This is a genomic window from Granulicatella sp. HMSC30F09, from assembly GCF_001806915.1.
Classification (GTDB): domain Bacteria; phylum Bacillota; class Bacilli; order Lactobacillales; family Aerococcaceae; genus Granulicatella; species Granulicatella adiacens.
On the sequence record NZ_KV786430.1, the window covers coordinates 1 to 12,375 of the forward strand.

The following is a 12,375-nucleotide window of genomic DNA, read 5'->3' on the forward strand; positions in this document are numbered from 1 at the left end:
TACTCCCATTTTGAACTTTAAAGGTGAGAGACGACAGGCTCGAACCGGTCCCCTTTTACAGCTACTATAGAAGAATCTGCAAGGAATCGCAGTAATCACAAGCCTTAGGCTTGTATTTTTTATTTTTTAATATTGTGTCTATGCAAACAGGAACAGGGGCTTTTTTGTAAACAAGCCCCTGTTCCTAGTTAAGTTTTATTACCGTTTCATCGATTTTGAGTACGGACGATTGTAATCCCATAGCAAGAGAAGTAATCCAGCAAGACCAACTAACATTGTAGCCACGCCTTCTTTTCCAACCATCTGATGCCCCAAAATAACTACATAAAAGAATACCAACATCAATACGAAGCGGATCCAATTTTTTACTTTAGGATTCATGATATCTTCTCCCATCTAATTTCACTTGGCTCAAGTTCCACTGTTCTAGATACTCCTTCACCATCATAAACAAGTGTCGATTGTGCTTCATTCGTATTATTCACAATCGCATACACTCCTTTTTCAGGATAAGCATGTACTTCGACTAATGGATTACTTGCATACCATTTTGTTAATTCACTTTCTTTATTAGCTGCGTAGAATAACGCACGCATTAATAATCTTGTATTTTCTGGTGTATATGGAAGTCCTGCGATATAAACCCCACGACCTTTTCCGTAAGGGTTCGCTGCAAGATGGATTTCCCCGAATTCTTTTCCTTCCGCATTGGCTGGAAGAACGATTCCTTCTTCAACGCCACCAGCGCTGACTTTCGGATTGCTAAATTCAAGTACTTCAGTTGCACTCGTTAAGCCATACACGTTTTTAATATTTTCCCCAAAGTCAATCTTATGAACATCTTCAATATCTTCGATAATAAAGTGCTCTTTCAATTCTTTAGTAAAATATTTATCTGTTGAAAGACTATATCCCATTTCTCTTTCAACGCCCAAAATATCTCCAAGTTGGAAGAATCTTCCTTGGTGATGAACGGCTGTTGGTTCCCCAACCCCGATAAATCCTCCACCATTATACACGAATTCACGAATCCGTGTAATGAGTGTCTCATTCTTCCAAACCTCTCCACCGCTAAATGAAGTTCCGGCATCCCCCGCGTTGATGATGACATCGACACCTTCTGGAACTCCATCATGAATGATATCGTCAAAGCTGATGAAGCTTACGTCCACACTAGCTCCACTTAATGCTTCCATAATTCCAAGGTAAGAATAGATTTGTTTATATGGAAGTTCATGCGCTACCATGTGTGATTGCCATGTTCTTAAGCGTCCCCACGCGTTTAAGATAGCAACTTTCAAACCAGTATATGGTTTTGTATGTTTAACGATATCGTAGATTTCTCTAAATTCATCTGTTACATGTTCAATGTAGTCGACAAATTTAGGGAATTTGTATGCAAGACTTAAATAACCACCGTATCCGATACGGTCTACAGGGTTACGCATAATCGCACGTCTTGCGGATAACCAGTTTTTATTGGCTTCAATCGTAGGATCATTTCCTTCACGGAATACATCTGGGAAGAAGTATGGTAAGAATCTTCCTTCTGTATATTTTACGTGTGGAATATCTGAAATCATACGAAGAGTTGCTCCGCCGCCGACAGAACCAACCACTGCATCTAATCCGATTTGTTCGAAGTATGGTCCATATGGTTCAGTTCCAATCCAGTTATCTCCTAAGAACATCATCGCTTCTTTACCAGCATCGTGTACTTCGTCGACTAGTTTTTTGGCTTCTCTGGCAACAAATGCTTGAATGAAGTCGATATAGTCTAAGTACGCTTTACTTGGTGTACGGAATGTTGAGTTGTAATACCCTTCATCCACAATATCTTCGGCTCTTAAGCGATAGCCTTTTTCCTTGGCAAAAGCTTCTAGCGCTGCGACTGAAACGCTAGCACCATATCCGAACCAGTCCACAAATTTTTCTTTTCCTAAGTTGTTGAAAATCAATGTGAAATGATAGAAGAACGTTGTGAAACGAACTACATCTGTATCCGGATTCTCTTTTAGCCATTGTTTTAAATAATCATGCATGAATTGATTTGAATGCGGTCCACGTACATCAAATGGAATATCATGAGGAACATCTCCCCAGTTATTCGTAATATGATTGTACATTTGTGTTGGATCCCAAATCGCATACACTAAGAACGACACGGTATATTCATGGAAAGGCTTTGTCCCTTGAATCGTAACCGTATTATTTTCTTGGTTAATCGACCAACGTTCTACCGGAACAACTTCTCCTGTTGTACGGTCAATGACTTCCCAATATTTTTTTGGATCATGCACATAATCTGGTTGAACTTGATCTTCAAAGTACCCTTCCATAAATGGAATCGTTAATGTTTCTTCTGTTGCTAACCAAAATTTAGACATTACGAAGATTTGTTGGCACTCTTCCATATAATCTTTAATAAAATCATTGTGATTTCGTGCTACAAAATACGTCGTATAAATTTTTGCATCTAATTGTTTGGTTGCCTCATCAAGCTTTGTCCCGTCACTATCACGAATGGCATCGGCACCCCAACGCTCGAGTAATTCTTTTGTTTGCTCTAAAAAATTAGATTCACTTGGTAGGGTTAAACGCCCTTTTGTTTTACCCATATACTCTCCTCCTGCGATGACGACTACTCTTTCGAGCCTCCCAATGTCATCCCTTGTGTTAATTTATTTTGAACTAAAATATATAAAATCAATGTTGGTAACATTACGATTACCATCCCTGCGTACATTTGACCATATTCCGCCGCACCACGTTGTGCTTGAAGTAAGTTCTTAAGTCCTACAGGAAGTGTTTGATTTTTACCTGGCATCAATGTCAAAGCAATAATGTATTCATTCCAGAAAGATAGGAAGTTAAACAAAATTACTGTGATAATACTTGGTCGTGCCATTGGTGTCATTACACGAAGCATTGTTGTGAAATATCCTGCACCGTCGATCGATGCTGCTTCTTCAAAGGTTGTCGGTAATGTTTTGAAGAAATTCGATAATAAATAAATCGTGAATGGCAATGATGTTGCTGCATAGACAACAGCTAAGACAAAAATATTATTTAGGAAGAAGCCGTTAATTCCAAGTCCTTTTAATCCTTTATCCCAGTCGAGTAACATTAAGAAGATTGGCACCACAATGTAGTTTACATTGATGAATAATCCACCTTTTAACAATGAATTCACGAATCGACTTCCTGGGAATTTATAACGAGCTAATACATAAGAAGATGGAATCGCCACTACTACTAAAATAACCAATGCTAAAGCCGTAACAATAACGGAATTGAGCAAGTAATCTCCCATTTTCGCCTTATTCCAAGCATCTAAAAAGTTTTGCCAGTAGAAACCTTCTGGCAAGGTCCATGGCGAACCATAAAATTCTCTATTTTCTTTAATAGAAGCTAAGAAGACCCATCCGACAGGTACAATAATACTAATCGCTAATGTAATTAGCGCAACATAGATGAAAGCCTTATAAAGCTTTTCAAATGAACGTGTTTGTCCTTTCATGATCTCCCCTCCTAGTATTCAAGAATATCGCGTTTCGTAATGTGACTTACGATACCGGATAATCCAAATGAGAATATAAAGACAACTACCCCGATAGCCATACCGTATCCGTATGAAGAGTTTGTATAAGCTTGTTTGAACATGTAGCTTAAGAACACTTCCGTAGATCCGTCTGGTCCACCGTCTGTCAAGATTTGTACAAGTAAGAAACTTAAGTTAATCGTACTAATAATGAAGAATGTTAATGTTGTACGAATACTGTTCCAAATTAATGGCAATGTAACGTTAAAGAATTTTCCAATTTTTCCTGCCCCATCAAGGTCTGCAGCTTCATATAAGCTAGCTGGAATATTCGCCATCCCTGCCATGTACATTACCATGTAATACCCAATCGCTTGCCAAATGAGTGCGAAAGCTAATGAATAAATGACAATACTTTGATCTCCAAGCCATAATCGATTCCATGCTTCTGGTAAAATTGCATTTAATAGACCTGCTTTTGGATCGTATACTGCTGATAAAATCCCTGCAATAACTACGATTGATAAAATATTAGGAATATAGAAAATGATTCTAAACAAATTATTTCCACGAATCTTTTCTGTTGAAAGAATCGCTGCAAAAACAACTGCTAATACAACTGTAAAGATCGTTACAACTACAATGAGTAAGATTGTATTTTGCATTGTTCTAAAGAAGTTTTCATCCATCCATAAAATTTTAAAATTATCTAAACCAACAAATTCCTTATTATTTGAAAATCCGCCCCATCTAAAAAGTGACATACGGAATACTTCAATTGTTGGATAAATCATGAACGTAAAAAATAAAATTAGTGCAGGTAATAAACACACGAGAATAAATAAATTTCTCTCTCTTTTTCTACGATTTTTCATCGTTCTGCCCTCTTTCCAACCATTTTTAGATAAAATGAGAGTGGGTGGAAGGAATTTTCACCCTTGAAAATTGCTTCGCATCCCACTCCTATTTAATTCTTTCTATCGAATTATTGAACTGCTGCTTTTAACTTTTGGCTAACTTCTTCAACAGATTTTTGCCATTCAGCAATTGTTTTTTGACCAGATGCTACAGAGTCAATTTGTCCATATAATGTATCCTTCATGCTTACACCTTCAACTGGTTTAGTAGCTACGAAGTTACCATTAATAACACCATCTACTTCATCTACAACTTTATATAATGCTTTCAATTCTTCTGGTAATTTTGCTGTTACACCTTGAATTGGTTGTGCTGCATTGTATTTAGCAAAGATTTCAGCTGCTTTATCTGAGTACAAGAATGATAAGAATTCTTTAGCTGCTGCTTGATTCTTAGATTCTTTTGGAACCCAAATGTGTTCGAAGAATGAGTAAACGTAACGTTTGCCACCTTTTTCGATTGCTGGAGCAGCAGTCATAGCCCATTTGAAGCCTTCAGCTCTAGGAGCTTTTGCCATTTCACCAACTACCCAAGTACCGTTAGGCATGAATAATGCTTTGTTGTCTAAGATTAATTGTTGGTTCTTAGTGAAGCTTTGTTTATTTGCATTTGCAACTGTTGAAGGTTCAACATTTGATAATAATGTTCCCATTGCTTCAAAAGCTTTAGTAGCTTCTGGAGAAGTGAATACACCAGTTTCATATTTCATTGCTTTGTTGAATAAATCAACACCACCAGCGTTTGCTAATAATGCTGGGAAGAAGCTATCTAAGTATCCTGTAGTTGGATAAGTGAATAGTGAAATGTTTTCTTTCTTAGCTTTTTCAGCTAATTCTTTCATACCAGCAACATCTTTTGGAACTTCCCAACCTTTAGATTTGAATAATCCTTCGTTGTAGAATAATCCTGTTGGAGCGTAGAACATTGGTGCTAAGTAGTGTTTTCCATCTCCATAAGGGTCAGTTACTGTAGATCCTAATACATTGTTTAATAATTTTTCAGAAACTTTTTTATCTTCGCCATATACTTTCATGTCGAATAAGTCTGTTAAATCAGCTAATGCTTTATCTTTAATTAAAGTTTCTGGTAATGCTTGTTTACGTCCTAATGCAAGCATTACGATATCTGGATAATCTCCTGCTTTCATTTGAGGCGTGATTTTATCTTCAATTTCTTTATCTTGAGTCAATTCCACTTTTACATTTGGATTTGCTTCTTCATAAGCTTTGATGATTGCTGGCCACATTTCTGAACCATAACCACTTTCTAAAGCTGCTAATTTAAGAGTTGTTTTCTCTTTACTTTCTGCTTTAGTTGTTGAATCCGCCTTACTAGTGTTATTGCTGTTATTTCCGCAAGCTGCTAAAGTTACACTTGCTAATAACGCTGCACTTGATAGTAATACTTTCTTTTTCATGTTGTCTCCCCCTAGTTTCTATTACTTTTTAAGACATCTTCAGTTTACTATGGAAAAACCGCTTTCACAATAACTATTTTGCTTTCGACTTGTACTATTTTGCTGTCTTAGAAAACGATACCATCAAATTTTTCATTTTTCTTTTTGTTTATAAAAAATTAAATCCTATTTACAAGAGGACTCCTCCTGCAAATAGGATATGCTTTCTTATTTAATGGGAAGCAATTTTTTCAAAATCACCATTGTCTGGTCCATAATCACTCCACTAATTACTAGTGAAACAACTGGTCCAATCGTTGGCCATTGTCCCATAATAGCTGCGATAATCACACAACTAGCATCAATTAAGAATTTGTTTCGTGGTATAGATGTTTTGAATTTTTCGTGCAGGGCAAGGGTTGCGGCGATATAAGGTCCAACCCCAAGTTCTGCTAAGGCATAGACGGCACATCCTATGGCAATTAACGCAATCCCTACAACCATCGCAATTATTTTTATGGTAATATCCATTTCCGCAATAGCGCTAAAGTCAAACAGATTAATAAAGAAGCTCTGCAAGAACATCCCCACAACTGTTCCAAATCCAATATACCTCCAGTTGATACTAAATGTAATTCCAAGAAATACAAGAGAGACTATAATGTTCGCCGTTCCCATATCTACCCCAAAGGTGCGATTTAATCCTTCCCAAACAAGAACGACAACGTCAGCTCCTAATGTACTCGAACCAGCCATCTTTGCGCCTAGCCCGATTAAAAAACAGGAAATGACTAATAAAACTAATCGAAGTCCTAATTTATCTTTTTTCAATCTCATTCTCCTTATTTGGACCAGTTTTCTGGACTCCACATCCGCCCATCTAACTCTCCATGTGCTTGTTCAATTCGTTTTGCTTGTTCTAAAAGAAGAGTTTTTGCAGCCACAAGCAAAGCGCGTTCTTTATATTCTTTTTCTTCCGCAATCCATGCATCAAGTAACCTGATCTTCTCAATAATCTCCATATTGACTCTCCTCCCAATCACTCAGATGCATTTCGAGTTCCAGTCTTTCATCCTGATTCTCTTTGATCCACTCTGCGATTTGTTCCCACTCGGCACCTTTCATTGATTGTGCGCGTTCGATAAACCAATCTTCTGTATTTTTTAATGTCCCGTGGTGTTCTTTCGTCACGTATTGTAAATATTCCACAAGTAACGTTTGTTTCGCCTCTTCCGTCTTATAATCAAATTGATGGACTTCAAAAATCGGTAAATACTTCCAGCCCATTGCATTTGCTAACGCTTGAAATGGACGCATGAGTTCAGAAAGCGTGAATTGCTCTTTTCCTCCTGCGCGGAAGGCTTCTTCTTTCACACCTAGTGTAACCACGATTCCGAGTTCCTTAATTTGCTTTGCAAAGCGTGCACTCTTACTCATCACCGTATCAATCCATTCCTTCATGGCAGCAGGTGCTTGGTACCAATACATTGGGAATTGAAGAATGAGTCTCTTGGCTTCACTTTCTAACAGTGCTTTTTCTTCAGTCGCTCTTGTAAAATGAGGCTTTCTCTCACTCCATACTTCGTCTAAATGGCGAATCATTACAGTTTCTTCCCCTTTTAAAGTTGCGAGGAAAAACTGTTGGCTCGATGAGGTTTGAATCGTTGGATGGCTAATGACCACCATTGTTTTCATATTACGCGTTTCCTTTCTGTGAAAGAACTTCTAAAAGTGCATTCGTATTGTCCACAAAATACTGAATCGCAAACGGTAGCGCTGCATCATCGACTAAGAACGCTGGGTGATGCCATTCGTGCGGGCAACCCGTTCCAATAAAGACAAAACATCCTGGAACGTGTTCCATATAATTGGCGAAATCTTCTGCTCCTAAAGTCACTTCCGGTGTCACCACTGTCGCAAATTTCTCCGTCACACTTTTAACGACTTTTGTGACTGCGGCATCATTATGCACGACTGGCGGTGTTAAAATCCATTCAATACTTCCTTTTTGCCCGTAAACATCGGCCGTTTGAACAATCATCTTTTCGAATTGCTGCGTCATTTGAAGTTCCACTTCTTTGTTAAACGTACGAATCGTTCCTTCAAAAAATACTTTCTCTGGAATCACATTCCATGTATTCCCTGCTTCGATATGCGATACGCTTAATACCACTGGTTCAAGAGGAGAAGTATGACGAGCAACGATCGCTTGAGCGTTAGCAATCACTTGGCAAGCCGTAACGATGGGGTCGTTGCCATTATGTGGTGCTGCAGCGTGCGTTCCTACTCCTGTAATTTCGGCTTTAAACTGGCCGACTGCTGCCATCAGAGGTCCTTCCTTCACACCAATCGTTCCAACTGGAAGTTCTGGCTTATTATGGAATCCAATAATCGCATCCACTCCATCAAGCACACCTTCAGAAATCAATGCGCGTGCTCCACGGTTACTTTCTTCGGCTGGTTGGAAAATAAAACGAACTTTCCCTTGTAATTTGTCTTCTTGAGCCTTTAATACTTGAACGGCTCCCAGCAAGCTAGCGGTATGAAAATCATGTCCACACGCATGCATCGCTCCTTCATTTTTCGAAGCGTAGTCTAATCCTGTTTGTTCCACAATCGGTAGCGCATCGATGTCGGCACGTAAGGCTAATGTTGGTCCCTCACCGTTTCCGATTTCTGCGACGACTCCTGTTTTAGACTTTAAATCCCAGCATGTAAGTCCCATTGCTTCTAGGGCTTCGCGGATATAGCGCGTTGTCTCTACTTCCGTTCCGGATACTTCTGGATACATATGTAAATGACGGCGGTGCATTGTTGCACGTTCAATAACTTCTTTGGTAATCATACGTTCTCTCCTCAATCAGTTTCCTACACATTGTAACAAACTAAGAGGCGTAATGCACCATGAATTCCCTTGAAAAACAATAAAAAAATAAAGTTGACCGCTACGAAAGAAAAGACACTGTTTCAAAGGAAACAGCGTCTTGTATCTTCTATAAATTATCCTTTTTGTAGGGCGACCATTTCGGCATATTGACCTTGCAGTTGAAGCAATTCATCATGCGTTCCGCGTTCTACAATTTCTCCTTTATCCAACACAAAAATTTGGTCAGCATGAGCAATCGTAGAAAGTCGGTGAGCAATCATAAACGTTGTACGCCCTTCTTTTACGACATTAATTGCATTCTGAATAATTTCTTCCGTCTCGGTATCGATATGCGAAGTTGCCTCGTCTAAAATTAAGATTTTTGGATCAAATACGATCGCACGAGCAAATGAAATCAGTTGGCGTTCCCCGGAAGAGAAATCCATTCCTTTTTCTTTCACCTCGTAGTTAAGTCCCTTGTCACTCTTTGTGAGTAGATGGCCTCCGCCTACTTTAATGAGCGCCTCTTTAATCGTCTCAGGCTGAATCGATTCGTTATTAAGACCTACATTTGAAGCAATCGTTCCTGTAAAGAGGTACGGATCTTGAAGAACGATTCCCATCTCGCTTCGCACACTACGTCTATTAAAATCACGCGTGTTTTTCCCATCAAGCAAAATCGCTCCACTCGTTGGGTCGTAGAAGCGAAACAGTAAGTTCATAATGGATGATTTCCCTGAACCAGTATGTCCGACAAAAGCAACTGTCTGTCCAGGTTCTACCGTGAAATTCAAGTGCTTCAACACAGGAACTCCCGCTGTGTACTCAAAACTCACATCTTTGAATTCGATACGTCCTTCACTAAACGTGAAAAGCTCTTCTCCTGAATCCTCGCTTGGTGTATCCATCAATTCAAACACACGGTCACCGGCAGCCATTGATTGTTGGAAGCCAGACACAACATTCATAAAAGTTTGAATCGGCTCATAGATTCGATTAATGTAATCAATAAATGCATATAAAAGACCTGCTGAAATCCCGAGTGTTCCACCGATAAACTGCATACTGAAATAATAGATAACTCCAAAATGAGTAATGTTTCGAAGCATGCCGACAAGACTCCACGAGAAGTACGACTCAAGAATTAATTCCTTACGACCAATTTCTAGCCAAGAAGTTGCAGTTGCTTCATATTCTGAAACAATTTTTTCTTCCTGTTGAAATGCTTGAACGATGCCTGCTCCTTGAATGCTTTCGTTTAATTGTCCACTCAACTGACTATAGAGTTCACGATTTTCGGAATAGTATTTTTTCTGTTTCGTAGCAACAGTTCTCTGCCATAAAATCATTACAGGAACTAGGAATAATAATACGAGTCCTAGTGTTGCATTTAATAAGAAAATGGTTATATAAACACCTACCAACATCACAATCGTACTGAAAAGCGTCGAAATCCAACTCACGTAGAAGTTTGCACGCACTGATTCTGTATCACTCGTAATTCTAGAAACCACTTTCCCAGCTGGTAAATGGTCGAAATACGATACCGGCAAGCTTTGTACATGCTCGAACACTTCGTCACGAATGCGTTTTGCAATACGGTTTGAGAGAGTCTTCATATATACACGGTTTAAATAGGCCCCAGCAACTCCCACTAAGTTCACTGTCACGTAAATACCAATCCATATAAGTAGGCCACCTGCTTTGAAATCATGCGCCTGCCCCATCGGAGTAATCACATTATCGATAATGTGTTTCGCAACGAGTGGGCCTGTTAAGGTTGCTCCTGTTGAGAGTAACAGGCAGAAGAGTCCAATCAGAACTCCTTTTTTCTCATAACGGAGGTAGCTTAATAATCGCTTCATCGTTCTCATTCGATTTCCTCCTCCATTTCTTGTGTGAGGTACTGTTCATAGTACCATCCTCGTTGTTCGAGCAGCTCCTCGTGGGTACCCCTCTCACTAATACGTCCTTCATTCATCACAATAATTTCATCCGCATGACGAATTGCAGAAAGTCTGTGCGCAGAAATGATATTCATACAACCTCCGCGTTCTTGTTGCAAGTGCGAGATAATTTCCCTTTCCGTTTTCGCATCAACTGCAGATAACGCATCATCCAATATTAAACATTCACGGTTGCGTAAGAAAGCACGCGCAATCGATAATCGTTGTTTTTGCCCTCCACTGAGCGATACCCCTTTTTCTCCGACCATCGTATCGAGCTCGTCTGGCATTCGTTTCACGTCTCCTTCAAAAGAGGCTAGCGTCAACGCTTCCCAAATTTCATCATCCGTTGCATCCTCTTTTCCGAATAACATATTCTCACGAATCGTGCGTGAGAAAAGTGTATGCTCTTGTGGTACATAGGCCAAATGCCCTGCCACCGTTTGACTATCGTAATCAATCAACGGTTCTGCGTTAATAAAGAGCTTTTCTCCTTTGTAGGGGAATTGGTGTAATAATTGCATCAAGAGCGTTGTTTTTCCAGAACCTGTTTTCCCCACGATTCCAAGAGTCTCGCCTTTTTTCAAAGTAAGATTAATTCCTTTTAATAAGGACGCCTCTTCTCCTGGATACGTAAAATGGAAGTCTTTAAACTCTATCGATTCAATCGTCTCGAGCGCTTTTGTTCCACCACGTTCGATGTCATCGTCATATCTTAATATTTCATTAATACGCTCGGTTGCCACTTTTCCGCGTTTGTAGTTCGTGATAATATCGCCAATCATAAACATCGGCCACATAATAGCCCCCATATACACTTGAAAGGCAATGACATCCCCGACGAGAATAGTCCCAGTCGATACTAAGTATCCACCGTAAAAAAGCGCAATTGTAAAGCTGATCATCATAAATAATTGTGCCAATGGAATAAAGCGAGATTCAATTTCTGACACAATGATATTTTGTTTCATAGCCTTTTTCGTTTTCGCACGAAACTCATCCATCATCGCATCTTCTTGCCCGTAAGCTCGAATGACGTAGGTACCGTCAATCATCTCCAGTACTTCATTATTTAATTGCGAAACTGCATTTTGTGCCTTGTTGTACTCTTCTTCGAGATCAAATCCCCATTTATACACGAGATATGAAAGGATTGGAAGTGGTAAAACCGCAACGATAGTCAGTGGCAACGAAATCGTTGTGACCATCATATAAATCGATACCGTCACCATCAATGTTGAGTTCATGAGTGCAAACATTCCGAACCCCATCATATCGCCAATCGTCATCACATCTTCACTGCTACGGGTAATAATGTCCCCCGTTCTAAAATGCGCATAAAACGGAATTTTCTTCATCAAATTATTCCGCAATAATTTCACACGCAATTCTTTTTGCATTTCATAATAGCCCATAAAAATCAAATTTGTCCAAATACTCTCCGTAATATAGGCCACGAGAATAATCCCTACTAAAATCACAAGTTGCGTCCAGAGCCAATCGCCGTTCAGTTCATTCGCGACGATTTTATCGACTACTTGTCCCACAATTCTAGCGGGATAAACCGAAGCGATACTACTTCCAATCATTAATACAAAACTAACAAGATAGCGCATCGGATGTTTTTTTATAAAGCCTATCACTAATTTTATTAAATCGTTCATCGTTTTCCTCCATCAAAAAAAGCCGTTACCTTCCCCATGCATGG

The 12,375-nt window shown here is 39.3% G+C and carries 11 protein-coding genes; all 11 read right to left on the reverse strand.

What is annotated here, in order from left to right; genetic code table 11:
• Positions 1-198: 198 nt before the first annotated feature.
• On the reverse strand, positions 199-381 hold the full coding sequence (locus HMPREF3103_RS06850; protein ID WP_065427280.1) for a DUF6903 family protein: 183 nt from the start codon (positions 379-381) through the stop codon (positions 199-201).
• Entirely contained in the window at positions 378-2,618 is a 2,241-nt protein-coding gene (gnpA, locus tag HMPREF3103_RS06855) for a 1,3-beta-galactosyl-N-acetylhexosamine phosphorylase (RefSeq protein WP_070438605.1), read from the reverse strand. Before gnpA ends, HMPREF3103_RS06850 begins: the two co-directional genes overlap by 4 nt.
• 23 nt (positions 2,619-2,641) lie before the next feature.
• Positions 2,642-3,520, reverse strand: a complete 879-nt coding sequence (locus HMPREF3103_RS06860) for a carbohydrate ABC transporter permease (protein ID WP_005607199.1) — start codon at positions 3,518-3,520, stop codon at positions 2,642-2,644.
• An 11-nt stretch (positions 3,521-3,531) separates the two neighbouring features.
• A complete protein-coding gene (locus HMPREF3103_RS06865; RefSeq protein WP_005607200.1) occupies positions 3,532-4,416 on the reverse strand; it encodes a carbohydrate ABC transporter permease in 885 nt (294 codons plus the stop codon).
• 110 nt (positions 4,417-4,526) lie between these two features.
• The gene (locus HMPREF3103_RS06870) at positions 4,527-5,876 is read right to left on the reverse strand and encodes a carbohydrate ABC transporter substrate-binding protein (RefSeq protein ID WP_070438608.1); all 1,350 of its coding nucleotides are present in this window, start codon (positions 5,874-5,876) and stop codon (positions 4,527-4,529) included.
• A gap of 207 nt (positions 5,877-6,083) precedes the next feature.
• The gene (locus HMPREF3103_RS06875) at positions 6,084-6,686 is read right to left on the reverse strand and encodes a YczE/YyaS/YitT family protein (RefSeq protein WP_049554483.1); all 603 of its coding nucleotides are present in this window, start codon (positions 6,684-6,686) and stop codon (positions 6,084-6,086) included.
• Positions 6,687-6,697: 11 nt separating this feature from the next.
• A complete protein-coding gene (locus HMPREF3103_RS06880) occupies positions 6,698-6,877 on the reverse strand; it encodes a hypothetical protein (protein WP_005607204.1) in 180 nt (59 codons plus the stop codon).
• Complete coding sequence (locus HMPREF3103_RS06885; protein ID WP_070438612.1) at positions 6,864-7,550, reverse strand: NAD(P)H-dependent oxidoreductase; 687 nt, start codon at positions 7,548-7,550, stop codon at positions 6,864-6,866. Before HMPREF3103_RS06885 ends, HMPREF3103_RS06880 begins: the two co-directional genes overlap by 14 nt.
• A 1-nt stretch (position 7,551) precedes the next feature.
• Positions 7,552-8,700: an amidohydrolase gene (locus HMPREF3103_RS06890; protein WP_070438615.1), complete on the reverse strand. Its 1,149-nt coding sequence runs from the start codon at positions 8,698-8,700 to the stop codon at positions 7,552-7,554.
• Between the two features lie 155 nt (positions 8,701-8,855).
• The gene (gene tetB(60), locus HMPREF3103_RS06895; RefSeq protein ID WP_070438618.1) at positions 8,856-10,595 is read right to left on the reverse strand and encodes a tetracycline efflux ABC transporter Tet(60) subunit B; all 1,740 of its coding nucleotides are present in this window, start codon (positions 10,593-10,595) and stop codon (positions 8,856-8,858) included.
• A complete protein-coding gene (gene tetA(60), locus HMPREF3103_RS06900; RefSeq protein WP_070438621.1) occupies positions 10,592-12,331 on the reverse strand; it encodes a tetracycline efflux ABC transporter Tet(60) subunit A in 1,740 nt (579 codons plus the stop codon). Before tetA(60) ends, tetB(60) begins: the two co-directional genes overlap by 4 nt.
• Positions 12,332-12,375 lie beyond the last annotated feature (44 nt).